This is a genomic window from Thioalkalivibrio sp. HL-Eb18, from assembly GCF_000364985.1.
In the GTDB taxonomy this organism is placed as follows: domain Bacteria; phylum Pseudomonadota; class Gammaproteobacteria; order Ectothiorhodospirales; family Ectothiorhodospiraceae; genus Thioalkalivibrio.
Genome location: NZ_KB822969.1, coordinates 36,510 through 61,582, shown reverse-complemented (window position 1 = coordinate 61,582; position 25,073 = coordinate 36,510). Strand labels below are relative to the sequence as shown.

General features: G+C 65.7%; 22 protein-coding genes. 11 read left to right on the top strand and 11 right to left on the bottom strand.

All coding sequences use genetic code 11. The features are described from left to right. Positions 1-22: 22 nt before the first annotated feature. The 8 genes from rseP to rpsB form a co-directional block, all read right to left on the bottom strand. Entirely contained in the window at positions 23-1,384 is a 1,362-nt protein-coding gene (gene rseP, locus F813_RS0108820) for an RIP metalloprotease RseP (protein ID WP_017926283.1), read from the bottom strand. Beyond that, positions 1,381-2,586, bottom strand: a complete 1,206-nt coding sequence (gene ispC, locus F813_RS0108815) for a 1-deoxy-D-xylulose-5-phosphate reductoisomerase (RefSeq protein WP_017926282.1) — start codon at positions 2,584-2,586, stop codon at positions 1,381-1,383. The genes rseP and ispC overlap by 4 nt, the downstream gene beginning before the upstream one ends. 20 nt (positions 2,587-2,606) lie before the next feature. After that, positions 2,607-3,416: a phosphatidate cytidylyltransferase gene (locus F813_RS0108810; protein WP_017926281.1), complete on the bottom strand. Its 810-nt coding sequence runs from the start codon at positions 3,414-3,416 to the stop codon at positions 2,607-2,609. Positions 3,417-3,426: 10 nt separating this feature from the next. Next, positions 3,427-4,179, bottom strand: coding sequence for a polyprenyl diphosphate synthase (uppS, locus tag F813_RS0108805; protein ID WP_012982882.1), 753 nt, complete (start codon positions 4,177-4,179; stop codon positions 3,427-3,429). A gap of 14 nt (positions 4,180-4,193) precedes the next feature. Beyond that, complete coding sequence (gene frr / locus F813_RS0108800; protein ID WP_012982883.1) at positions 4,194-4,751, bottom strand: ribosome recycling factor; 558 nt, start codon at positions 4,749-4,751, stop codon at positions 4,194-4,196. Then, the gene (gene pyrH / locus F813_RS0108795) at positions 4,744-5,481 is read right to left on the bottom strand and encodes a UMP kinase (RefSeq protein ID WP_012982884.1); all 738 of its coding nucleotides are present in this window, start codon (positions 5,479-5,481) and stop codon (positions 4,744-4,746) included. Before pyrH ends, frr begins: the two co-directional genes overlap by 8 nt. Positions 5,482-5,603: 122 nt before the next feature. Next, positions 5,604-6,473 (bottom strand): translation elongation factor Ts, encoded by an 870-nt coding sequence (tsf, locus tag F813_RS0108790; RefSeq protein WP_017926280.1) that lies wholly within the window; start codon positions 6,471-6,473, stop codon positions 5,604-5,606. A gap of 113 nt (positions 6,474-6,586) precedes the next feature. Continuing rightward, a complete protein-coding gene (rpsB, locus tag F813_RS0108785) occupies positions 6,587-7,369 on the bottom strand; it encodes a 30S ribosomal protein S2 (RefSeq protein WP_017926279.1) in 783 nt (260 codons plus the stop codon). Positions 7,370-7,661: 292 nt separating this feature from the next. Between rpsB and map the strand changes: the two genes are divergently transcribed. Both map and glnD read left to right on the top strand, forming a co-directional pair. Next, positions 7,662-8,447 (top strand): type I methionyl aminopeptidase, encoded by a 786-nt coding sequence (map, locus tag F813_RS0108780; protein ID WP_012982887.1) that lies wholly within the window; start codon positions 7,662-7,664, stop codon positions 8,445-8,447. Positions 8,448-8,457: 10 nt separating this feature from the next. Further along, entirely contained in the window at positions 8,458-11,139 is a 2,682-nt protein-coding gene (gene glnD, locus F813_RS0108775; protein ID WP_017926278.1) for a [protein-PII] uridylyltransferase, read from the top strand. A gap of 34 nt (positions 11,140-11,173) precedes the next feature. Here the strand turns inward: glnD and F813_RS0108770 are convergent, their stop codons facing one another. After that, positions 11,174-11,935 (bottom strand): OmpA family protein, encoded by a 762-nt coding sequence (locus F813_RS0108770; protein WP_017926277.1) that lies wholly within the window; start codon positions 11,933-11,935, stop codon positions 11,174-11,176. Continuing rightward, the gene (locus F813_RS0108765; RefSeq protein WP_012982890.1) at positions 11,932-13,035 is read right to left on the bottom strand and encodes a hypothetical protein; all 1,104 of its coding nucleotides are present in this window, start codon (positions 13,033-13,035) and stop codon (positions 11,932-11,934) included. The genes F813_RS0108770 and F813_RS0108765 overlap by 4 nt, the downstream gene beginning before the upstream one ends. A 196-nt stretch (positions 13,036-13,231) precedes the next feature. On the opposite strand from F813_RS0108765, the gene F813_RS0108760 reads away from it, so the two are divergent. From F813_RS0108760 to hpnC, 9 genes are all read left to right on the top strand, one after another. Continuing rightward, positions 13,232-14,131: a phosphate/phosphite/phosphonate ABC transporter substrate-binding protein gene (locus F813_RS0108760; RefSeq protein WP_051048356.1), complete on the top strand. Its 900-nt coding sequence runs from the start codon at positions 13,232-13,234 to the stop codon at positions 14,129-14,131. Positions 14,132-14,197: 66 nt separating this feature from the next. Continuing rightward, complete coding sequence (locus F813_RS0108755) at positions 14,198-14,590, top strand: DoxX family protein (RefSeq protein WP_012982892.1); 393 nt, start codon at positions 14,198-14,200, stop codon at positions 14,588-14,590. Between the two features lie 389 nt (positions 14,591-14,979). Beyond that, the gene (locus tag F813_RS0108750) at positions 14,980-17,778 is read left to right on the top strand and encodes an EAL domain-containing protein (RefSeq protein ID WP_026148221.1); all 2,799 of its coding nucleotides are present in this window, start codon (positions 14,980-14,982) and stop codon (positions 17,776-17,778) included. A gap of 99 nt (positions 17,779-17,877) precedes the next feature. After that, entirely contained in the window at positions 17,878-18,498 is a 621-nt protein-coding gene (gene wrbA / locus F813_RS0108745; RefSeq protein ID WP_017926274.1) for an NAD(P)H:quinone oxidoreductase, read from the top strand. A gap of 84 nt (positions 18,499-18,582) precedes the next feature. Further along, a complete protein-coding gene (locus F813_RS0108740) occupies positions 18,583-19,920 on the top strand; it encodes a TRZ/ATZ family hydrolase (RefSeq protein ID WP_017926273.1) in 1,338 nt (445 codons plus the stop codon). A gap of 11 nt (positions 19,921-19,931) precedes the next feature. Next, positions 19,932-20,675 carry a bifunctional 2-polyprenyl-6-hydroxyphenol methylase/3-demethylubiquinol 3-O-methyltransferase UbiG gene (ubiG, locus tag F813_RS0108735; RefSeq protein ID WP_012982896.1) on the top strand — a complete coding sequence of 248 codons (744 nt, stop codon included), beginning with the start codon at positions 19,932-19,934 and terminating at the stop codon, positions 20,673-20,675. Then, the gene (gene gph, locus F813_RS0108730; protein ID WP_017926272.1) at positions 20,672-21,358 is read left to right on the top strand and encodes a phosphoglycolate phosphatase; all 687 of its coding nucleotides are present in this window, start codon (positions 20,672-20,674) and stop codon (positions 21,356-21,358) included. The genes ubiG and gph overlap by 4 nt, the downstream gene beginning before the upstream one ends. Continuing rightward, positions 21,343-22,671 (top strand): DNA recombination protein RmuC, encoded by a 1,329-nt coding sequence (gene rmuC / locus F813_RS0108725; RefSeq protein ID WP_017926271.1) that lies wholly within the window; start codon positions 21,343-21,345, stop codon positions 22,669-22,671. The genes gph and rmuC overlap by 16 nt, the downstream gene beginning before the upstream one ends. A gap of 4 nt (positions 22,672-22,675) precedes the next feature. Further along, the gene (gene hpnC / locus F813_RS0108720) at positions 22,676-23,554 is read left to right on the top strand and encodes a squalene synthase HpnC (RefSeq protein ID WP_017926270.1); all 879 of its coding nucleotides are present in this window, start codon (positions 22,676-22,678) and stop codon (positions 23,552-23,554) included. Here hpnC and hemN read toward each other — a convergent pair. Continuing rightward, positions 23,551-24,939 carry an oxygen-independent coproporphyrinogen III oxidase gene (gene hemN / locus F813_RS0108715; RefSeq protein ID WP_017926269.1) on the bottom strand — a complete coding sequence of 463 codons (1,389 nt, stop codon included), beginning with the start codon at positions 24,937-24,939 and terminating at the stop codon, positions 23,551-23,553. The genes hpnC and hemN overlap by 4 nt on opposite strands. Between the last annotated feature and the right edge of the window lie 134 nt (positions 24,940-25,073).

Genomic DNA, 25,073 nt, shown 5'->3' with positions numbered 1-25,073 from the left:
ATTCAGAAGGGCTGTTTCGGGGTCACCCGAACAGACGTGTCAAATCGTTGTACAGGGCCAGCAACATCAACCCGGCGATCGCGAGGATGCCGAACTGCTGCCCGATCATCTGGGCGCGCTCGGACACCGGGCTGCCTTTAACCGCCTCCACCGCGTAATACAGCAGGTGGCCACCGTCCAGCAGCGGGATCGGCAACAGGTTGATAATCCCCAGCGACACACTGACCAGCGCCAGGAATCCAAGGAAGGCCGAGATCCCGATCACCGCAGTGGTGCCCGCAAACTCGGCTATGGTAACCGGTCCGCTAATGTTTTTGACCGACGCCTCGCCGGTGACCATGCGCCAGAGGATACCGACCGTCAGAATCGAGACATCCCAGGTGCGGGCCGCCCCTGAGACCAGGGCCTCCACGGGGCCCTGGCGCACCAGTACTGCCATCTCGCGCGCCGCTGGCTGATCTGGATCCACCCCCGCACCGATGCGCCCGATGGTCTCGCCATTGGTGGCGATTGCCTCCGGCGTCACCCTCAGCTCGACCGTTTGGTCACCACGTTCCACCTGCACGAGCTGTTCACGCTCCGGGCTCGCCTGAATGCGGCGGACCCAGTCGTTCCAGTCGTCGATCGGGTCACCGTCCACGGTCAGCACGCGGTCGCCGGGTTCAAGCCCGGCCGCCGCCGCGGGACTGTCCGACTCGACCTGCCCGATGCGCGGGACCAATGCCGGCCGATACGGAGCAAGCCCCACCTGCTCCAGGAATTGCCCCTGGCCGAGGATCGCCTGACGATCACGCAAATCCAGCGTGCGCTCCACCTCGCGACCATCGCGGTCGCGCACGAGAACCGGCACCGTATCACCCCGTACGGCGTGGTCAAGGAGCCGAAGGTTCGTTTGCTCCCAGTCCCGCACGGCGCGCCCGTCGACCGCGAGAATCTCCTCGCCGCGCTCCAGGCCCGCGACCGCCGCCGGGCTGTCCGCGGTAATGTCACCCACTACCGGTCGCACCCCGCCCACGCCAATCATGAACATCGCACCGTAAGCGACGATCGCAAACAGGAAATTCGCCAGCGGCCCGGCGGACACGATAAATGTTCGCGCCTTCAGGCCCTTGTTGTTGAAGGCGCGATACCGCTCCTCGGGCGCCACGTCGCCCTCGCGCTCGTCAAGCATCTTCACGTACCCGCCAAGCGGCAGGGCCGCCACGACGAACTCCGTTCGATCACGTCCGATCCGGCGGCTCAACAGCGGCCGCCCGAATCCGACCGAGAAGCGCAGTACCTTGACCCCCATCGCGCGTGCCGCCAGATAGTGCCCATACTCGTGCACCGTCACCAGCACACCGATGGCCACGGCGAACGCCAGCAAACTGGTCAGCAGCGTCATGACACCGCCCGTCGCTGCAGACGCCCGATCTCGCTACCGGCATGGGCGCGTGCCTCGGCATCCGCCGCCAGGACACGTCCCAGGGAATCGGCTGCCTGCGTCGGCAGCGCGTCCAGCGTCCGCTCGATGACCACGGCAATATCGCTGAAGGCCAAGCGGTCCGACAGGAAGGCCTCTACCGCGACCTCATTCGCCGCGTTCAGCACGGCGGTGGCCGTACCCCCCTGCTCCATGGCTCGGTAGGCCAGCCCCAAGGCGGGGAACCGTTCGGCTTCCGGCTCGCGAAACTCCAGCGGCCCCACAGTCAGCAGATCCAGTGGTGCCACCCCGGACGCCACCCGGTCGGGCCAGGCCAGCGCATGCGCGATCGGCGTACGCATGTCGGGATTACCCATCTGGGCAAGTACCGAGCCGTCGTTGTACGCCACCATCGAGTGCACGATGCTTTGCGGATGCAGCACGACCTGGATGGCCGCGGGTCGAACCGCGAACAGCCAGCAGGCCTCGATCACTTCCAGGCCCTTGTTCATCATCGTGGCAGAATCGACCGAAATCTTGCGTCCCATGTCCCAGTTCGGGTGGGCGCAGGCCTCTTCGGGCGAGATGTCACCAAAGGTATTGAGGGGCCGATCGCGGAACGGGCCACCCGAGGCGGTCAGCCAGATGCGTTCGACGCCATGCGGATTCACCTCGTCCGCACAGACGTACCCCGTCGGCAGACACTGAAAAATCGCATTGTGCTCGCTGTCGATCGGCAACAGACAAGCCCCGGAGCGGCGCACGGCATCGATCAGCAGCGCCCCGGACATGACCAGGGCCTCCTTGTTCGCCAGCAGCACGCGTTTGCCGGCCTCGGCCGCGGCGAGAGTCGGCAGGAGCCCGGCCGCGCCAACAATGGCCGCCATCACAGCGTCCACCTCCGGTGCCGCCGCCACCTGGGCCAGGGCGTCGGGCCCTGCCCTTACCTCGGTGGCACACCCGGCCGCCTCCAGCTCGCGCTGAAGCGCGTCCGCGGCCGCCTCCTCGGCCACGACGGCCACGCGCGGTCGGAACTCCAGGCACTGCGCCTTCAGGCGTTCCACATTGCGGTGCGCGGTCAACGCATAGACCTGAAAGCGCCCCGGCTGGCGCGACACGACATCCAGGGTGCTGACGCCGATGCTGCCGGTGGAACCGAGTATGGTGATCCGCGTGGGGCTCATAACGTGTTACCTGCGACTCTTTATGCCCCGGGGACGGGCAACAAGGCCAGCCAGAGCAAGCCGGCCAGAAAGATCGGGGCCGCCGCGATCAGGCTGTCGATGCGATCCAGAATACCCCCGTGACCGGGTAGCAAGGAACCGCTGTCCTTGGCACCCGCCTGGCGCTTGAGAATGCTCTCGAACAGGTCACCCACCACCGACACCAGCGCAATCAGGATCGACAGCAGCACGAACACCAGGGCATCCATGGGCGCCAGCCCCCAAGTACCAGCCACCAGCACCGCCAGGGCGAAGACCGCGCCCAGACCGCCGAGCAAGCCTTCGCGGGTCTTCCCCGGACTGATGTGCGGCGCCAGAGCGTTGCGCCCGAAGGCCTTTCCGGCGAAGTAGGCACCGGTATCGGCAAAGCCCACCAGAACGATCAGGTACACCACCAGCCAGGGCGCCAGCGCATGCAGCCAGACGATGGCCATACCCGCGGGCACCAGCGTCAACACCGCCGCGACGGTGAGCAGCTTGGGGCGCGGCCCACGCCCGTCGATCCCGGAGCGGTAAAACGGTAGTGCCAGCACAATCAGCAGCCACCAGACAACCGCAAACAGGAGAACCAATAGATGCACAGGCTGCGCCAGCGTCAGTCCCAAGGCCACCAGTGGCGTCAGCACCAGCACCACCAGCGCCGCGCGTTCCCAGGCCGCGTGCAGCCCGGTCAGCTCGCCCCACTCCCAGGTGGCCAGTCCAATTCCCAGAGCCATCAACGCCAGCACCGCCCAGTTGGGCCCGAACGCGATCAGTGCCAGCGCGGGCAGCCCGATGACCGCGGCGGTCATTACACGGGTTCTAAGCACCGGGGACCTCGGTCGCTGAACAGGCCCCGGCAGGTACACGACCAAAACGCCGCTGCCGCTGGGCATACCAGGCCAGGCTGCGCTCGAAGTCCTTCACGCCAACATCCGGCCAGTAGGTCTCGATGAACAGTATTTCGGCGTAGGCCGCCTGCCACAGGAGGAAGTTGCTGATGCGTTGTTCGCCGCCGGTTCGGATCAGCAGGTCCACGTCTGCCAGACCGGCAGTACTCAACTCGGCCGCAAAGGCGGACTCGGCATCACCATCGGCCTCCGACCCACCACTGGCCACCCAACGCCTGGCCGCCTGCAGGATGTCCCAGCGGCCGCCGTATCCCAGTGCAACCACCAGGCACATCCCCTCGTTGCCCGCGGTGGCCTCTTCGGCCTCGCCCATACGGGTTTGTAGCGTTGGAGGAAATGTGGCGCGATCGCCGATGAATCTCAGGCGAATGCCGCGCTCGACCAGCTCGGGCAGTTCGCCCTCGATGGCCGTGACAAAGAGTTCAAAAAGCGCCTCGACCTCGGCGCGGGGGCGACCCCAGTTCTCGCTGCTGAACGCAAATACCGTGAGCGACTGAATACCGTGTTCGGCGTAGAAACGCACCGCCCGGCGGGTTGCCTCCAGACCCTCTCGGTGGCCTTCGGAGCGGTCCAGCCCACGGGCCTGGGCCCAGCGCCCGTTGCCATCCATAATGATGGCAACGTGGCCGGGCAGCGCGGGATCTGTGGCGGAGGAAACCGGCATACGGGGATGGCCGGTCAGACTTCCATCAACTCGGCTTCCTTGTCCTCGAGCAATGCATCGATCTTCGCGATGTGGTCGTCGGTGAGCTTTTGCACCTGCTCCTGTGCCTTGCGCTCTTCGTCTTCCGAGACCTCCTTGTCCTTCACCGCCTGCTTGAAGGTGTTGTTGGCGTCGCGGCGGATATTGCGCACCGCAACACGCGCATTTTCGGCCTCGGCCCTGACTACCTTGACCAGGTCACGGCGACGTTCTTCCGTCAGCGCCGGCAGCGGCACCCGGATCACAGTGCCCATGCTCGCCGGGTTCAGACCCAGGTCCGAGGTCATGATCGCCTTCTCCACCTTCGCGACCATGTCCTTTTCGTATGGCACCACGGCCAGGGTGCGCGAGTCCTCGGCGTTGATGTTCGCGACCTGATTGATCGGCACTTCCATGCCGTAGTAGTCGACATGCACATGCTCGAGCAGACTGGGGTGCGCGCGACCCGTGCGAATCTTGGCCAGCTCGTTGCGCAGGGCCTCAATGCTCTTGTCCATGCGCTGGCGCGCGTCCTTGATCGTGGCGTCAGTCATCTCGGGATCCCTCGACCAGGGTTCCCACCGGCTCGCCCATCACCAGCCGGCGGAGGTCCCCTTTTGCAAACATGTTCATCACGCGGATGGGCAGGCCGTTGTCACGACACATCACCAGCGCGGTCGTATCCATTACACCCAGGCGGCGTTCCAGCGCCTCGTCGAACGTCAGGCGTTCATAACGGCGGGCATCCTTGCTCGTCATCGGGTCCGAATCATAGACCCCGTCCACCTTGGTGGCCTTGATCATCAATTCGGCATTGATCTCGATGGCGCGCAGCGAAGCGGCGGAGTCGGTGGTAAAGAAGGGGTTGCCGGTTCCCGCGGCGAACACCACGATCCGGCCCTTTTCCAGATGCCGCACGGCGCGGCGGCGAATGTAGTCTTCGCAGACCTGATTAATGCGGATGGCCGACATCACGCGGGAGAAACGACCCGCGCGTTCGATCGCATCCTGAATGGCCAGGGCATTGATTACCGTGGCCAGCATGCCCATGTGGTCGCCCGTAACCCGGTCCATGCCACCCTGGGCGAGACCGGCGCCACGAAAGATGTTGCCCCCTCCGATCACGATGCCGACCTCGACACCCATGCTCGAAAGCTCCGACACCTCTTCGGCGACCTGCGCCAGGACATCCGGGTCCACCCCATAGGATTGCTGGCCCATCAGGGCCTCCCCGCTTAACTTCAGAAGGATGCGCCTGTACGCGGGCTGCCTGTCCTGACTCATTGGGCTCCTTTATCGGGCTCGGGTCCTGCACCTGTCATCAATGGCCGTGCTTGCCGGCCGGCGAGCGATGCGGGCGCGTCCTGCGACCGCATCGGGAGTCTACGCCAAAGCGATTCGGCGGATCAGGCCCCGCGGGCTTGAGCCATCACTTCTTCGGCGAAGTTCTCTTTTTTCTTCTCGATGCCTTCGCCCACCTCGTAGCGCAGGAAACCGGTAACCGAGGCGCCCTTCGCTTCCAGCAGCTGGCCAACGGTCTGATCCGGGTCCTTCACGAACGGCTGACCGACCAGGGTGATCTCGGCGAGGTACTTGCGAATGCGGCCTTCGATCATCTTCTCGATGATGTTCTCCGGCTTGCCGGATTCCTCGGCCTGCGCCTTGAAGATCGCGCGTTCCTTGTCGAGCAGGTCCTGCGGGACACCGGACTCGTCCACACACACCGGCTTCGAGGCCGCAATGTGCATCGCAACGTCCTTCGCGAGGGCCTCGTCGCCACCCTTCAGGCTGACCACGACACCAATGCGCGTGCCGTGCTGGTAGAAGCCCAGCGCGTCTTCGGCCTGCAGGCGATCAAAGCGACGCACCTGCACGTTCTCGCCGACCTTGGCGATCAGCTGAGTGCGGTGCTCCTCGAGGGTCTGGCCATCGACGGTCTCGGCCATCAGGCCTTCCACGTCGCCAGCACCGGAGCTCAGGGCAATCTGGGCGCACTGGGCGGAGAAGGCACGGAAGTTGTCGTCGTTACCAACAAAGTCCGTCTCGCAGTTGATCTCGACCAGCACGGCCTTGTTGCCCTCGCTGACGATCTCGACGCGACCTTCGGCCGCCACACGACCGGCCTTCTTGTCGGCCTTCGCCATGCCGGACTTGCGCATGGCCTCCACGGCGGCTTCCAGGTCGCCCCCGGTCTCGGTCAGTGCCTTCTTGCACTCCATCATGCCGGCGCCGGTGCGCTCGCGCAGTTCTTTCACTTGGGCAGCAGTAATCTGCATCGGGATGTACTCCTGAAAAATTCGTCAATCGAGCCGGCCACGCAGCAAACCGGGGCCGGCTCTTTGGTTCAAGTGGCCCGGGCGCGGTATCGCGCACCGGGCCCAATGCCCACTCAGGCCGGGTTGGCCGGGGCCGCCTCGCTGGATTCGGCACTGCCCTCGGCAGCGGCATCCGCACCCGCGAACTCGTCCTCGGACACGCCGCCCGTGGTCACCGCGCCCTTGGCCTCGATGATCGTGTCAGCGATCGCAGCCACGTACAGCTGGATCGCACGCATCGCGTCGTCGTTGCCCGGGATCACGTAGTCCACGCCTTCCGGCGAGTGGTTGGAATCGACCACCGCCACGACCGGGATACCGCGTTTCTTGGCCTCGGCCACTGCGATCTTCTCGTAGCCAACGTCGATCACGAACATCGCGTCCGGCATGCGGTTCATGTCCTTGATGCCGCCCAGGCTGCGCTCGAGCTTGTCCTTCTCGCGGCGGCGGGTCAGTGCTTCGCGCTTGTTCAGCACCTCGAAGCTGCCATCGGCGTCCATGGTCTCCAGGTCCTGCAGGCGCTTGATCGACTGCTTGACCGTGCTGAAGTTGGTCAGCATGCCGCCCAGCCAGCGATGGGAAACGAACGGCATGCCGCAACGGCGCGCCTCTTCGGCCACCACTTCACGCGCGGAGCGCTTGGTGCCCACGAACATGATCTTGCCGCCGTCTGCGGCGATCTTGCCAAGGAAGTTCAACGCATCGTTGAACATCGGCAGGGACTTCTCGAGGTTGATGATATGAATCTTGTTGCGTTCCCCGAAGATGTACGGGGCCATTTTGGGATGCCAGTAACGCGTCTGGTGGCCGAAATGCACACCGGCTTCCAGCATCTGTCGCATAGTCACGAGGGACATTAGATTTCTCCTGTAACGGGTTGAGCCTCCACGCATCCCGATCTGAAACCCGAGCACGAGACCGAAGCCTCCTGGCGGGCACCCGACAGACCGTGTCGATGCGTGTGTGGATTAAGGTTCCGCGAGACCGCCGGCTTCCGGCCGCCTCCCGACCCCGCCGAATTGCCAGCGAGGCGCGCGCTTTATAGCATAGGACGCTGACTTGAACCAACTATCCGGGCCCTGTTTGGCGCCGTGTCGCGGGCTCCCGAGACCCGCCACACAACCCTCGCAGGTCTCGACCGGAGCCCCCATGTCCGTAACCATCAAGACCCCAGAAGAGATCGAACACATGCGCGTCGCCGGCCGTCTGGCCGCCGAAGTCCTGGAGATGATCGAACCGCATGTGCAGGCCGGGGTCACCACCGGCGAGCTGGATCGCATCTGCCATGACTACATCGTGAACACCCAGGATGCGATCCCCGCGCCGCTGAACTATCGCGGCTTTCCCAAATCGATCTGCACCTCGGTCAATCACCAGGTCTGTCACGGCATCCCGGGCGATCGCAAGCTGAAAAACGGCGACATTCTCAATATCGATATCACCGTGATCAAGAACGGCTTTCACGGCGACACCAGCCGCATGTTCGTGATCGGCAAGCCCAGCATTCAGGCGCAGCGCGTGATCGACGTCGCCCGCACCAGCATGTATCTCGGCATCCAGCAGGTACGCCCCGGCGCGACCCTCGGCGACATCGGGCACGCGATCCAGCAGTACGCCGAAAGCCAGCGCTGCTCGGTGGTGCGCGAGTTCTGCGGTCACGGTATCGGGCGCGGCTTCCACGAAGATCCGCAGGTGCTGCACTACGGCAAGCCGGGCACCGGGCTTAAACTCGAGGAAGGCATGTGCTTCACCATCGAGCCGATGATCAACGCCGGGCGCCGGCATACCCGGATCCTCGCTGACGGCTGGACCGCCGTGACCAAGGACCACAGCCCGTCCGCGCAGTGGGAACATACCCTCCTGGTGACCGCAGACGGCTACGAGATCCTGACCCTGCGCAAGGACGAGACGCCACCACAGGAACTCGCGGCCTGAGGGGCTGCCCGTGAGTACCCTGCCCGCCGGCGGCACCCCCAGCGAGGGCGACGCCCCCGCCTTCTCGCCCGACTGGGGCGAGGACTACCAGCGCCTGAGCCGTAACCCCGGGAATATCTCCCTGTTCCGCGATCGCCGACGCGCAATCCTCGAACAGCAGTACCAGGGCTTTCGCGACGGCATGCCGATCGAGGAGCTGATCCTCGGTCACGCCCGCCGCATCGACGAGATGCTCAAGCTGATCTGGGCCCAGCAGGGGCTGGCCGATGACGACCGGCTGTGCCTGGTCGCGGTCGGGGGCTACGGGCGCGGCGAGTTGCACCCTGCCTCCGACATCGACCTCCAGATCGTGATCGACGGCACGGCGGACCGAGAGGTATTCGACCGAATCAGCGCATTCGTCACCTTCCTCTGGGATATCGGGATCGAGGTCGGCCACAGCGTGCGCGGCATCGAGGACTGTACCCGCGAGGCCCGTGACGACATCACGGTCGCGACCAACCTGATCGAGTCACGCTACTTAAGTGGCAATTTAAGTCTTTTCAATGAATTTCGCGGCGCGATCGACTCTGATCGCATCTGGGACTCGCGCAGCTTTTACGCCGCGAAGCTCGCGGAACAGCAGGCACGGCACCGCCGCTTCGGCGAGACCGGCTACCGCCTGGAACCCAACGTGAAGGAAGGCCCCGGCGGGCTGCGCGACATCCAGATGATCGGCTGGGTCACCAAGCGCCACTACGGCGCGGAACGTATCGAGGAACTGGTATCGCTCGGCTTCCTGCGCGAAGGCGAGCTTCACGAGATGCTGGAGGGCCAGAGCTTTCTCTGGCGTGTACGCTTCGCCCTGCACATGCTCGCCGGGCGCCGCGAGGACCGGTTGTTGTTTGACCTGCAGCGTCAGCTGGCCAACACATTCGGCTTCGTGGACCAGAACCACAACCGTGCGGTCGAGCAATTCATGCAGCGCTACTTCCGCACGATCAACGACCTGGAGCGGCTTAACGAGCTGCTCCTGCAGCACTTCAACGAAGCCATCCTCGATGATCCGCAGGCCCTGCAGGAGCCCATCCGCATTCATCAGCGCTTCCAGGTGCGCGGCGGCTATCTGGAAGTGGCCCACGACCAGGTCTTCATGATTTACCCACCGGCCCTGCTGGAGGTCTTTCGCCTGCTGCAGGAGCATCCGGAGATCCAGGGAATTCGCGCCTCGACCATTCGCCTGATCCGCGCCCACCGCCACCTGATCGACGGCCATTTCCGTCGCAACCCGGTCTGCCGCGCCCTGTTCATGGACATCCTGCGCGCGCCCCGCGGCATTACCAGTCAGCTCCGCCGCATGAACCGCTACGGCGTACTGGGGAACTACCTGCCCGCCTTCGGACGCATCATCGGACGCATGCAGTACGACCTGTTCCATGCCTACACGGTGGACGAACACACCCTTAACGTGGTGCGCAACGCCCGCCGACTGGCCCTGCCAGAATTCGCCCACGAACAACCACTTGCGCACCGTATTTACACGGAACTGGAACGTCCCGAACGACTGGTACTGGGCGCCCTGTTCCACGACATCGCCAAGGGTCGTGGCGGCGACCACTCGGAGTTGGGCGCCCACGACGCCCTGCACTTCTGCCAGCAACACGGCCTGTCCGACGAAGACGCGGGCCTGGTGGCCTGGCTGGTCCGCTCCCACCTGCTGATGTCGCTCACCGCCCAGCGCAAGGACATCTCCGACCCCGATGTCGTGCTGGCCTTCGCCCGCGAGGTGCGCACCCGCGAACGCCTCGACTTCCTGTACCTGCTGACCATCGCCGATATCCGCGGCACCAACCCGGAGCTGTGGAACAGCTGGAAGGATTCGCTGCTGCAAACGCTTTATCACGCCACGCGCAACGTACTCGAGCGCGGCCTCGACGCGGCCCCGAACATGGACGCACAGATTCGCGAGACCCGCGGCGAGGCCCTGCAACTGCTCGAGGGGCGTGGCTTTGGGGCCCACGACGCCGAAGCCCTGTGGGACGAGCTCGACGACGAGTACTTCCTGCGCCACTCTGCCGACGAGGTCGCCTGGCACGGACAGGCCCTGCTGCCGCTGAAGGCGGACGAACTGCCATTGATTCTGGTGCGCCCCAAGACCTCCCGCGGCAGCACCGAGATCTTCGTCTACGCGGAAGACCACCCCTACCTGTTCGCCCGCATCACCAGCGCGCTGACCCAGCTGGGCCTCGACATCGTCGACGCCCGCATCATCACCACGGCCGGGGGGCGCACACTGGACACCTTCCTGGTGCTGGAGAGCGGCGGCGGCCAGACGGTGGACGCCGGTTACCGCAGCGACGAGATCCGCCAGTACCTTGCGAACGAACTCACCCGCACCGATGGCGAAAAGACCCCGGTGAGCCGCCAGTTACCCCGCCGCCTGAAGCATTTCGACGTGGATACGCAGATCGAATTCGAATCCGCCTCCGGCGGGCAAGCCACACGCATGCGCCTGCGCGCGCTCGACCGCCCCGGGCTCCTGTCGACCATCGGTCACGTCCTGGCCGAACACGCCATCGACGTCCGCACGGCCCGCATCGCCACGGCCGGCGAGCAGGTAGAGGACAGCTTCCTGCTGGAGTGCAACAACGGCGGGGCCCTCTCCGAAAACCAGCAGGAGACCCTCCGCAACGCCCTGCTGGAACGCATCTGACACACACCCGCGTCCAGAGCCCACAGCACATCGGTCAGGGCGAACGCGCCTCCAGCGGTTCGGGGGACGGGCGGGCCTCGGCGTTGCCCAGAAGCCGCGCCTCGAAGTCCGTCAGTACGCTGAACTCCACCCGCCGCGAGGCCTCGTGGTCTTCCTGTCCATCGGCATCCAGCACCCGCCGCGACGAGGACAAACCGACCGCCGCCACACGCGATCGGAACCAGTCGTCCTCCTGCAGGGGCTCAAGCCGGTAGGCATGCTCGAGCACCGCTCGGGTACGGCGCTGGCTCAGGTCCATATTGCCGAAGTAGGCATCCATCGCATCGTCGCTTCCGGCCCACTCGCTGGAGGTATGCCCCTCGATACGCACCTCGCGGATCACGTCCGCAAACGGCCGCAGCTGCTCGGCGTAGCGCGGCATGAAATCGTCCAGGATCGCCTCGAAGCGCGGGCGGATACTCGCGGAACTGCGCTCGAACAGAACCTCCGGCTCGCGAAAGCGCAGCGTCAGGGTGTCGCGGTCGAGTTCCGCATTCCAGCGCGGCAGGTCCTCGCGAAACTCCTCCTCCAGCACCGAGTAGATCGCCGCGCGCAACGCTGTGGCCTCGTTGCGCACCTCGACATGGGCCGCGCTGGAGCGCTCGACCTGCACCATATGCAACAGCGCCAGAAACAGGAAGATCATCATCAACGCGGCCATCAGGTCCGCCACCGCCAGCCAGTGCGACCCCTGATCCGCCTCGTGCGTAGCGCCACCCGCGCGCGCCCGGGGTCGAAGCCACCAGCGCAGGATCACGACCGCGCCCCCAGGGTGTCCGCCGGCGTCGCCACCCCCACTGCGAACGCGTCTCCCCGCCAGCGCGACTCGGCCGCGCGCCCGGATTGCACGGCGTTCTCGATGCTCTCCAGCATCGCCTCGAGCCGGGCATCCATCGCCGGGAAGGCCTCGGTGGCCCGGTCACGCAGGGCGGCGATCGCACTCAGCAGGGCCTCCAGCTCCACCGTTTCCCGTCGCAGACTGGCCAGCGTCGCATCCTGCTCCTCGACATGGCGGGTAATCTTCAGCGCCTGGCCCGTCAGGCGCTCCAGTGCACCCTCGCTCTGTTCGACGCCCTCGCGCGCCTGGTCGAACGCCCGGTGCAGGGTGTCCATCTGCTCGCGGTAGCGGTCCTGCCAGTCCACCAGCCGCGCCACCGAATCGTCCAGCCGGCGAAAGTTCTCGCCGAACTGCTCGCCCAGACGGTCGTTGAAATCGCGGATCACCTGCTCCAGCGCCGCCACCAGATGACCGCTGCTGAGCTCGCTCATGCGGTCCGCCAGCCCCTCCAGACTCTGCTTCAGCTCGTGGTGCTGATTCTCGAGACGCTGGTCCAGACGACGGTCCATCTGCTGCACCGCCTGCAGCAGGGCCCGCGTCGCGTCCCGCTGCTCGGCCAATACGCGCTCGGGATCACCGCCGACCTGGGCATCACCTCCACCCTCCGCCCCCTCGACCGGGGACGGCATCATCACCTGTAGTACGCGCAGCACTGCGGCCAGCAGGATGCCCACGATGCTGGTCACGAACGCGAGTTTCAGCCCCTCCAGCAATGCCGGGATACTCGCCTCTACCCGCGCCGCATCGAAGTCGATCAGCCCGATCGCAACGCCGAGGAACGTACCCAGGATCCCCAGTGTCGTCAGCAAGGCGGGCGCGGCACCCTGAAACGCGTTCGCCCGCCGCAGTGTCAGCGCCATCAGGGCCACCAGAAAGAGCACGAACAGCAACAGCGAAAACGCACCGATAACGGTCAGCGGGGTCAGCCCCTGCAGGGTGGCGAGCAACGCCTCGGCGACGCGGTCGAAAATGGTCATCTTGATTCCTCCGGCCGCGCCCGTCGGCGCGGTGATCTGCATGCGATAACGCCTCATGCAAATTCGACGCCAGCTCCCTCGCAACCCGCCCAAGTAGACGCGCACGAGCGGATTCAACGGAATTCCGACAGCCGCGCGAAACAGCACCCTCTCTGCGGTGCCGATTTATTGACGCATGGACACACCAAGTGCGGTTGACTATAGAAACCTGCAAGCCCATGCACCGGGATCGCACCCGATGGGAAAACGTCAGGCCGGGTTACCCCCTCTTCCAGCGTCCGTAAACCGCCGGGCTCGCCTGCGCACCATTGGACTTGTGCTGGTAGTCGCACTACTGCCTGGCACAGCGTTTACGGACGAAGCCTGGGAGCTGGGGATACAGCCATTCGCGAGTCCCCAGGCTCTGTTTCAGCGATACGCCCCGTTGCGCGAATGGCTTGCCGACCTGCGCCAGGCGCCCGTACACCTGGAAGCCTCGCGCGATTTCCCTCGGTTTATCGAGCGCCTGTCGGAGGAGCGCTACGACGTGGCGATTGTCGCTCCGCACGTCGTTCCGCTACTCGGCGAAACCAGCGCGTATCGCCCAATCGCTCGTTCGCGCAATACCCTGGCCATGATCATCGTGGCACCAGTGGACGCGCCGCCCCGGCAATTGACCGACCTGGAGGACGCAACCCTGGCGACCCCCGCTCGGCACAGTCTGGGTACCCGGCTGGCCAGAGAGCGAATCCGCGCGGTGTTCGATACGGAGGATCCCCCGATCCACTATCTGGAGTTTCCGCACCACAATGCCGCCGCGGCGGCCATGCAACGCGGACTGGCCGAAGCGGCCGTACTGGTGATTGATGCACGCGCGCTCGAGTCGCCACGCTCGCCGCAGGAGGGGCCCCGCACCATTGCCCTGGCCGATGGCAGCCTGGCCCGCATCCTCGCCCAGTCGGACCCTTTCCCCGGCGTTACGATCGTGCTGCACGAACGGGTGCAAACGAATGATCTAGACTTGCAGACACAATTGCTGGAGCTTTCCAGCACCACCTCCGGGCAACAACGGCTGCGCGCGTTTGGCCACTCTCGTGGCTTCGAACCGGCAAGCCCGGAGGACTATGAAGCCTTCAGGAGCCTACCGCCAGACCACTGAATCTGACCCAGCTGCTCAACACAAGACCCCGCGCAAACCTCAACCACGCAATCAGGAGACACCGAAATGGACAACATGCTGGACGACACCGGGAAGCTGATCCTGCGACTGGCGCTGGGCGTCATGATCCTGCTGCACGGAATCGACAAGATATCCGGAGGCGTCGGACACATCGAGGGGATGCTGGCGGGGGCCGGACTGCCGGGAATACTGGCCTATGGGGCCTACATCGGCGAGGTCCTGGCCCCCATCCTGTTGATCATCGGCCTGTATGCGCGCATCGGCGCCGTGCTGATCGCAGTCAACATGCTGTTCGCCATCGGGCTCGCCCATGCGGACGAAGTCGTGCAGTTGACCCAGCACGGCGGCTGGGCCATTGAACTACAGGCCATGTTCCTGTTCTCGGCGATTGCCCTCGCCCTGACTGGCCCGGGCCGCCTCGCCATCAACCGGTACTAGGAGCCTGTCGGACTTGGGGCTGATCGGCAGCGCGTGCGGGAGAACGGCCCCTTTTTCCGCTCTCTCTCGTTGCATCGTTCCCACTATGCGCCTCGAGAGACCAAAAAATGGCCTCACTCTCCTGCCCCACGCTCACGACGATCATCCAGACCCGACAGGCTTCTGGCCACGCGCTGTCGGGCGTCCAGGCGGAGGGCACCGATCCATAACTCGCCCTCCGCCTGGCATGAAGAAAATAAGCCCCCGGCAAGGTAGAATAGGTCGACTCTACTCCTGATCCCGATCATTACGGGTACCCCCGGACGGCTCATGTTTCGTCTTTCGCCCGCATCCAGACCGCACAGCGGCCTGCCATGCCGCGCCCGCTCTGGTGGGCCTGCGGGGCCTTCATGCGACTGAACGTCGCCTGGCAGATCATCATGGGCACGGTCGCGATCCAGGTCGCGATGGTGGGAGCGCTGCTCTTCAGCGGAATTACCCAGGTCCAGCAAAACCAGCAGGAGGTCCTGGAGCGTACGGCCGAACAACAGAGCCGGCTGCTGGGCTCCGCCCTGACTCCTGGCCTGGCCTACGCCGACCCCGCCATGCTCCAGGATCTCCTGGATCTACTGGGTGATGACTCCAACGTGCTGTATGCGCTCGTGCTCGACGCCAACGCACGTCCCCTCGCCTCGGTCGGTGTCGCCCCGGACAGTCTTCCGGCCCCCGAGGCGGGAGTACGCAGCGAAGCCGGCCAGGTGGAAATCGCCCGGGAGATCAAGCTTTCCGATCAGTCACTGGGGACGGTCGCGGTCGGCTACTCGACCGACGCCATCGACCAGCTCTCGACCAATCTGCTGGAGCGCAACGTACTGCTGGCGCTGGGCGTGCTGGGGCTCTCCATACTCGCAGCCATTGCATTCGCTCTGATGACGACCCGCCGCCTGCGCCTGCTGCTGCAAGGGAGCAAGGCCCTCGAGGCCGGTCAGCTCGACCATCGAGTGCGTATCGATTCCCGTGACGAATTCGGCGATCTGGCGCGAACCTTCAACGACATGGCCGCTCACCTCGACACCACGCAATCGACGCTCCTCCAGCAGAACCAGCAGTTGAATCGTTCGGTCGCCCGCCTGGAGTCCATGCTCGGCGGGGCCAATGCCATCCTGTGGGAGGCGAATCCCGAGAGCCACGAATGGGAGTTCGTCGCCGGGGACACCCGCAAGCTGCTGGGCTTTCCTGCGCGCAACCTGGGACGCGGGGAACTGCGCGCCCGACACATTCACCCGGACGATCTGCCGCGGGTGCGGGAGGCCGCGCGCGAACCCGGCAACGAGCCCCAGGTCGTCGACTATCGGTTCGCCCACCGTAACGGCCAGTGGATCTGGCTGCGCGACATCCTCTCCTGGGCCGAAGGCGCGGACAGCCGTCGGAGCCTGCGTGGCCTGACACTCGACGTCACGGCCCAGCGCCGCGCCACTGCCGCCCTCAAGGAAAGTGAAAGCCGTTACCAGGACGTGGTCAACCACATCTCCGAGGTGATTTTCCGCACGGATGCCGACGGCCGGTGGACGTTGCTGAATCCGGCCTGGGAGACGCTGACCGGCTTCCCGGTGGATGACACGCTCGGGCAGCCCATGTGCGCCTATGTCGATCCCCAGGACCATGACGACGCCCAGAACTTCTGCTCGACCCTGCTCGAAGGGGGCACCCACGCCCAATCGGAGGAGATACGGCTGCGCACTCGCGGCGGCGGATACCGCTGGGTCAGCATCTACGCCAGTGCGCGCTTCGATGACGATGGCCAGGTCATGGCGACCTTCGGCACCATGATGGATATTTCTGACCGCAAGGAGGCCGAAGAAGAGATACGCCGCCTCGCTTTCTTCGACGGACTGACAGGCCTGCCCAATCGCACGCTGCTGCATGACCGACTGGGCCAGGCGCTGGCCAACACTGCCCGCACGCGTCACCACGGGGCTGTTCTGTTCATCGATCTGGACAACTTCAAGGACATCAACGACACCCTGGGACACGCGGTCGGGGATGATCTGCTGTGCCAGGTGGCCCGACGGATGGAGAACTCCGTGCGCGAAGCCGACACGCTCGCGCGCCTGGGCGGCGACGAGTTCGTGATCATCCTCAACGACCTTCACCCCGACCCGGCGCGCGCCGCCACCGAGGCAGAGGCAGTCGGGCGCAAGCTGATCAACCTGCTGCGCGAGCCCTTCCAGCTCGCGGGCCAGAACCGCCACGTCACCCCCAGTATCGGTGCCACCCTGTTCAGCGGCCGCAGCCTCGGCGTGGAGGAGGTACTGAAACAGGCCGACCTCGCGATGTACCGGGCGAAGAACGCCGGGCGCAATACCGTGCGCTTCTACGACCCCGAACTGCACCGCGCGGTGGAGGCTCGTTTCGAACTCGAAAACGAGCTGCGCCATGCCCTCGACGAAGACCGGTTCAGCGTGGTCTATCAGCCGCAGGTCGATGCCGAGGGGCGCGTCATCGGCGCCGAGTTGCTCCTGCGCTGGGAGCACGCACAACGCGGCGCGATCTCCCCGGCCGAGTTCATCCCCGTCGCGGAGCAGACCGGGCTGATCGTGCCCATTGGGCGCAAGGTCCTGCGCACCGCCTGTGCTCAGTTGGGGGCCTGGCAGCACACGGCCGCCTTCCGCGACCTGACCCTGTCGGTGAATATCAGCGCACGCCAGTTCCGCGATCCACACTTTGTCCCGCATCTGCGCGAGATCCTCCAGGAAACCGGAGCCCCGGGCGATCGGCTGAAACTGGAGCTGACCGAGAGCATGCTGCTCGAGGAAATCGACACCGTGGTGGCCCATATCGACGAACTGCGAGCGCTGGGCGTCGAGTTCGCCCTGGACGACTTCGGCACGGGGTACTCCTCCCTCGCCTACCTGAAACAGCTTCCCCTGGCACAACTGAAGATCGACCAGTCCTTCGTGCGCGACGTACTGGACGACCCCAACGACGCCGCGATCGCGCAGATGGTCGTCAATCTCGCCCGCACGCTGGACCTGGACGTCATTGCTGAAGGGGTCGAAACAGTCGAACAGCGGGCCTTCTTGTTTGGCCTCGGCTGCCGCCACTTCCAGGGCTTCCTGTACGGCTATCCTGGAGACCTGGCGGACCTGGAAAGGGCCGTGCTCGGGGCATCACCCTCGTTTGAAAGTGCTGCGCAGCCGCCCCACTAACGATTCGCTTTAACCGAACAATAAAGCCATTAAAAGCCCATTTTTATTCGCTTTAATGAGAATTAAGCTGGACCTCGATCAAACTCGGAGGTCCTTCCCATGAGCACCAAAATCCTGATCCTGTACTACTCCACCTGGGGCCACATCGAGCAGATGGCCGAGGCCGTCGCCCGGGGCGCCCGCGAGATTCCTGGTACCGAGGTCACAATCAAGCGCGTCCCGGAATTGATGCCCGAGGACGTCGCAAAACAGGCCGGGGCAAAGCTGGACCAGGCCGCCCCCATCGCCAGTCCGGAAGAACTGGCGGACTATGATGCAATCATCATCGGCACCCCGACCCGCTTTGGCCGCATGTCCGCGCAAATGGCCAACTTCCTCGATCAGACTGGCGCGCTGTGGTTTGGCGACAAGCTCGTCGGCAAGATCGGCTCCGTATTCGGTTCCACCGCCTCGCAGCACGGTGGGCAGGAGACCACGCTGGTCTCGACCATCGTCAACCTGATGCACTACGGCATGACCATCGTCGGCCTGCCCTACACCGAGAAGCGTCTGCTGGACATGAACGAAATCAGCGGCGGCACACCCTACGGTGCCACGACCCTGGCGGACGGCGACGGCTCGCGTCAGCCGAGCGAAAACGAACTTGCGATGGCCGCCTTCCAGGGCCGACATGTCGCCGAAGTCACGCGCGCCCAGGTCCTGGGACTCCAGGCCAGCTAACCGGTTCGGCCTTGCCCAAAGGGGCGGCCTTCGCCGCCTCTTTGGGGTACCATGCGCGACCGAATCCCCTCGATCTGACCTCCCATGTCGACAACCCGAACCCTCGTTCTCAGCGCCTCGCAGATTCTGCCCGTGATCCCGCGCGACACGGTGCTCGTCGATTACGCACTGGTCATTCGCAACGGCGTGATCGAGGATCTGCTACCGCGCGCAGAGGCCTGCGCAAAACACCCCGATGCCGAACACCTGCACCGCGAAGGGCATGCCCTGATACCGGGGCTGGTCAACGTACATACCCACTCCGGCATGAGCCTGCTGCGCGGTGTGGGCAGCGACCGCCCGCTGATGGACTGGCTCAAGCGCTATATCTGGCCGGCCGAAGGCCGCCTGCTGTCCCCCGAGTTCGTGCGCGCGGGCACGCGACTGTCGGTCGCCGAAATGCTGCGCGGCGGGACCACCTGCTTCAGCGACATGTACCTGTTCGTCGACGACGCTGCGCGCGTGGTCGACGAATCCGGCATCCGCGCCGCACTGGGCCTGACCGTGTTCGACTTCCCCACGCCCTGGGCGCAGACGACCGATGAATACTTCCAGCGGGGCGCCGAGGTCGTCGAAAACTGGCAGCACCACGGGCGCATCCACTACACCGTCGCACCTCACGCACCCTACACGGTGGGTGACGAGAGCCTGCAACGTGTGGCCGAACGCGCCCGCGAACTGGCCGTCCCCATTCACATGCACGTGCACGAGACCGCCGGCGAGGTCGCCGATGCCGAGCGCGACCACGGCGAGCGTCCGCTGGCCCGGCTGGCACGCCTGGGCCTGCTCGACCAGCCCTTCATCGCGGTACACATGACCCAGGTCAGCGCGCAGGACCGCGCGCTCCTCGCCGGCCGGCCGGTGTCGGTCGCCCACTGCCCGGAATCCAATCTCAAGCTCGCCTCTGGCTTCTGTCCGGTCGCCGAACTGCTGGGCGCCAACATCACCGTGGGGCTGGGCACCGATGGCACGGCGTCCAACAACGACCTCGACATGATCGGCGAGATGCGCACAGCCGCGCTGCTGGCCAAGGGCGTCAGTGGCGACGCCTCGTCCCTCCCCGCCACCGCCGCGCTCGAGATGGCCACGCTGGGCAGCGCCCGAGCGCTGGGCCTGGCCGACCGCATCGGGAGCCTTGAACCGGGCAAGCAGGCCGACGTGGTCAGTATCGATCTTCGCGCCATCGAGCTGCAGCCCGCCCATGAACCGGCCGCCCAGATCGTCTACTCCGCCACCCGCGATGCCGTCACCGACGTCCACGTGGCCGGACGGCCATTGCTCAGGGACCGGGAACTGCTTACGCTGGACCTGGACGAGCTCCAGGCCGAGGCCCGCGAATGGGGCGCGCGCGTGCTGGAAATCCAGCGCGAGCTGGCCGCGTAATCGAGATCACCATGACCCATGAGACCCACGCCAAGACTGGCGACAACGTCGATCACGCCGAACTGCACAAGTTCACGCATCGGGCGCACGAGTGGTGGGACCCGAATGGCGCCTTCGCCACCCTGCACGCGATCAACCCCCTGCGGCTGGAGTGGATCGACCAGCACGCCGATCTCGCCGGCAAGAAGGTACTGGATGTCGGCTGTGGCGCGGGCATCCTGTCCGAGGCGATGGCAGTGCGCGGCGCACAGGTGACCGCGCTGGATGCCGGGGCCGAACACCTGGAGGTCGCGCGCGAGCACGCACACGACTCCGGGCTCGAGATCCACTATCTGCACACGACCGCCGAGGCCCATGCCGAGCATCATGCGGGCGATTACGACGTGGTCACCTGTCTGGAGATGCTGGAGCACGTGCCCGATCCCGAGGCGGTCATCGACGCCCTGGTCCAGCTGGTGCGTCCGGGCGGCTGGCTGTTCCTCTCGACCATCAACCGCACCCCCCGCGCGTTCGCCGAAGCGATCGTCGGTGCCGAATACGTACTGCGCCTGCTACCCACCGGCACGCACGAGTACAGCCGCTTTATCCGCCCCTCCGAACTGGGCGCGGTCCTGCGCAAGCACCGCTTCGAGGTCACCGACATGACCGGGCTCACCTACTCGCCGCTGTCCGGCCGCTACCGTCTGGTTCCGCGCACGGACGTCAACTACCTGATGGCCGCGCGCCGGCCTGAAGCCGACAGCGAGACCCCATGAGCCGCGAACTCCGCGGGGTCCTGTTCGACCTGGACGGGACCCTGCTCGACACGGCCCCGGACATGCACGCGGCGCTCACCGTGCTGCTGGCCGAAAACGATCGCCCACCGCTGCCCTTCGAGGCCGTGCGCAATCACGTCTCGCACGGCTCCCAGGCCCTTGTGCAGCTCGGCTTTCCGGATATCGAGGGTGCGCGACGCGAGACCCTCAAGCAACGCTACCTGGAGATCTACGCCCGCGACCTGTGCATCGACACCGCTCTGTTCCCCGGGCTGAGCCCCGTGCTGGACGCCTGCGAACAGCGCGGCTGGCCCCTCGGGGTCGTGACCAACAAGCCCGCCTGGCTGACCGAGCCATTGCTGGAGACCCTGGGCCTGTCCCCTCGACTCGCCGCCATCGTCAGTGGTGACACGCTCCCGCAGCGCAAACCGGATCCCGAGCCGATGTGGCTGGCCGCGCGGCAAACGGGTCTGCCCCCTGAACAGCTTTGTTACTGGGGCGATGCCGAGCGCGACATCGCCGCTGGCCGGGCGGCGGGTATGGCAACACTCGTCGCCCGATGGGGCTACATCGATGCCAGCCAGAACCCCGACACCTGGGGCGCCGACGGCACGCTCGATCGCCCCGATGATTTCTGGCGCTGGCACCAGGCCAAAGCGGACCCGCAATGGCTGGCGAGCTGACCGAACTGTCGACCACGGCCTGGCTGGCCCTGGCCGCTGCCCTGCTGGTCGGGCTCCTGCTGGGATATACGCTGGCCAGTCTGCGCCTGAACCGTCGCATCGGGGATCTGCAAACCCGCAATGCCCGGCTGGAAGCCGAACTGGAGGGCGCCGAACAGCGTCGCGAGGACTTGCGTCAGAGTTTCGAGACCGCGCGGCAGGAACGGGATCGCTCCTTCTCCGCCCTGGCCAGCGAGGCCCTCGAGGCCAACTCCAACCAGTTTCTGCGTCTGGCCCAGTCGATCCTGACGCAGAAGCTCAGCGAGGGGCAGAACGAGATCGCGCGCTCGGAGAACAAGGTCGAGGCGATGCTCAAGCCGATTCGGGAGACACTGGGCAAGACCGAGGCCGAAATCAACGCGATGGAACGCTCGCGTGCCCAGGCCTTCGCCGCCCTGAATGAACAGATCCAGCGCCTGAGCTCGGACAACGCCACCCTCCAGCGCGAGGCCCACAACCTGGTCCAGGCCCTCTCCCGCCCCGGCGTGCGCGGGCGCTGGGGCGAGCTGACGCTCAAGCGCGCCGTGGAACTGGCCGGCCTCTCGGCGCACTGCGACTTCACCGAACAACCCGCGCTGGACGGCGATGGCGGGCGCCAGCGTCCGGATCTGCTGGTACACATGCCCGGCAACCGGGCCCTGGTGGTGGATGCCAAGACACCACTGGATGCCTATCTGGACGCGGTCGCCGCCACCGATCCAGAGCCGCGCGCCGCCGCCTTCAAACGCCATGCCCAGCACCTGCGCTCGCGCGTCACCGAGCTCTCCAGCAAGCAGTACTGGGCCAGTGTCGAGCAGTCCCCGGAGTTCGCCGTCCTGTTCCTGCCCGGCGACCCGTTCCTGGCCGCCGCGCTGGAACACGAACCCGGCCTGCTGGAGTACGCGCTGGAGCGCCAGGTTCTGCTGGCCACGCCGAGCACGCTGATCGCCCTGTTGCGCACCGTCGAGTACGGCTGGCAGCAGTCCCAGCTCACCGAGCACGCGCTGGAGATTCGCGACCTCGGCGCGGAGCTCTCCCACCGCCTGGGCACCATGACCGAACACATGGCGCGCCTCGGCAAGGCACTGGACCAGAGCACCGACGCCTTCAACAAGACGGTCGGCAGCCTGGAGCGCCAGGTCATGCCCAGCGCCCGACGGTTTCAGGAGCTGGGCATCCGCGCGCGCAAGACCCCCGAGACCCCGGACACCCTGAACAATCGGGCTCGGCGCCCCGTCGAGGTCGATGATGCGGGCGACACAGGCGACGACAACAAGCCCGAAACGCAGGACTGACCCGATGGCCGGACATCCCGACATCCGTGCCGCCTACCGCCACTGCCGGGTCCGCGCCGCCGCGCACTACGAGAACTTCCCGGTCGCCTCCTGGCTGCTGCCCGCGCGACTGCGCGGACCCGTCGCCGCGATCTACTGCTTCGCCCGCGATGCCGACGACCTCGCCGACGAGGACCAGCGCCCCGTCGACGAGCGACGGGCCGACCTGATCGCCATGCAGGAACGCGTACAGATTCTCGAAGATCCGGCCGCGGAATCCGAGCCGGAATGGATCGCGCTGGCCGATGCGCGGCAGCGCTTCGGCCTGCCCGCTGCCCCGTTTGTCGATCTGGTCGACGCCTTCATCCAGGACCTGGAACAAACGCGCTACGCCACCTTTGGCGAGGTCGTGGAGTACTGCCGCCGCTCCGCCAACCCGGTCGGCCGGCTGATGCTGTACCTCGACGGCAACCCCACCGAGGAGATGATCGGCTACTCCGACGCGGTCTGCTCGGCCCTGCAGCTGATCAACTTCTATCAGGACCTGCACCAGGACCTCACCGAGAACGACCGGATCTATCTGCCACAGGACGAGATGGCGCAATACGGCGTCAGCGAAGAGACGATCGCGGCCGGCCAGACGACCTTTCAGTTACGCAACCTGATGCAGTTTCAGTACGCCCGCGCCGATCGCCTGCTGCGCGCCGGAGCACCGCTCGGCGGCATGCTGCGCGGGCGCATGGGCCTGGAGATCCGCGCCATCATCAACGGCGGCGCCCGCGTACTCTGGCGCCTGCGCCAGCAGGACGACGTCTTCGCCCGCCCGCGCCTGCGCGCCCGCGACGCCTGGGTCATCCTCGCGCACAGCCTGCGCCCGCGCCGCCGCAGGCGAAACGCTGATTAGACGACCTTCGAGTAGCGACGGCGTTCCTCACGGTTGAGGTAGGCGTCGAAGGCCATGGCGATGTTGCGCAGCAGGAGTCGGCCGCGTGGCTGGACCTCCAGGCCGTCGCGGCCGATGGTGACGAGGCCATCGGCCTCCATCTCGGCCAGGCGGTTCAGGGCATCGGCGAAGGTCTCGCGGAAGTCGATGCCGAATGTGGCCTCGATGCCGCCGAAGTCGATCCTCGAGTGGCACATCAGCTCGCTGATCACGGCACGCCGCAGACGGTCGTCCTCGCTCAGTTCCAGGCCGCGGAAAACGGGCAACTGGCCCGCCGCCAGCCGTTCCTGATAGGCATCCACCTCGCGCAGGTTCTGACTGTAGCTGTCCCCGATCTTGCCGATGGCGGTGGGTCCGAGTGCCACGAGGTCGTACTCCGCCCGCGTCGAGTAGCCCTGGAAATTTCGTTGCAGGGTGCCCGCACGCTGGGCGATCGCGAGTTCGTCATCGGGCAGCGCAAAGTGATCCATGCCGATGTACACATACCCCGCGTCCGTCAGGCGCTGGATGGTCATCTCGAGGATCGCAAGCTTCTCCGAGGCCGGCGGCAGGTCGCCGTCGCGGATCTGGCGCTGCGTCTTGAACAGCTCCGGCAGGTGCGCGTAGTTGTATACGGCCAGCCGCTCCGGGCGCAGTTCCAGCACGCGGTCCAGTGTCGCGGAGAATGTGTCCACCGTCTGCAGGGGCAGCCCGTAGATCAGGTCCAGGTTGGTGGAGACAAAGCCGTGCTCGCGCGCCTGGCGGACCACCTGCTCGGTGACCTCGAATGGCTGGATGCGGTTGACGGCCTTCTGCACGGCGGGATCGACATCCTGCACCCCCACACTGATGCGGTTGAAGCCCAGCGATGCCAGAAGCGGCAGGGTACCGGGACGCACGGCACGCGGATCGATCTCGATCGAGAATTCCCGCTCCGGCCCCGTCTCCAGCGTGAAATGTCGACCCAGGGCCTTCATGACCCGGGTCAGATCCTCGTCGGACAGATACGTCGGCGTCCCGCCCCCGAAGTGCAGCTGGCGCACCGGCCGATCGCGATCGAACCACTCGCCCTGCAGGGCAATCTCCTGTTCCAGCGAGTCGAGATAGCTCGTCGCCCGCCGATAATTGCCGGTAATCACCTTGTTGCAGGCGCAGTAGAAACACACCGTGTCGCAGAAGGGCACGTGGACATAGAGCGAGAGCGGTCGCGCCGCCCCTTCGACATTCGTCGCCCGCGCCACCCGCGCATAGGCCTGTGCGTCGAACGCCTCGTGGAACTGCGGCGCCGTGGGGTACGACGTGTAGCGAGGGCCGCTGACGTCATAGCGACGCAAGACTTCAGGATCGAATACCAGCCGCTGTTCCATACGGGTTTCCGCATCGGGAGGGCGGCCCTTGTGCCACCCTGACGCTTTCACCCTAAGCGCCCCCGAGACGGGCCTTGTTGATGTATGTCAAAAGGCGTTTCGATCACCCGCGTCGTCCGCATCCCGGCCCCGCT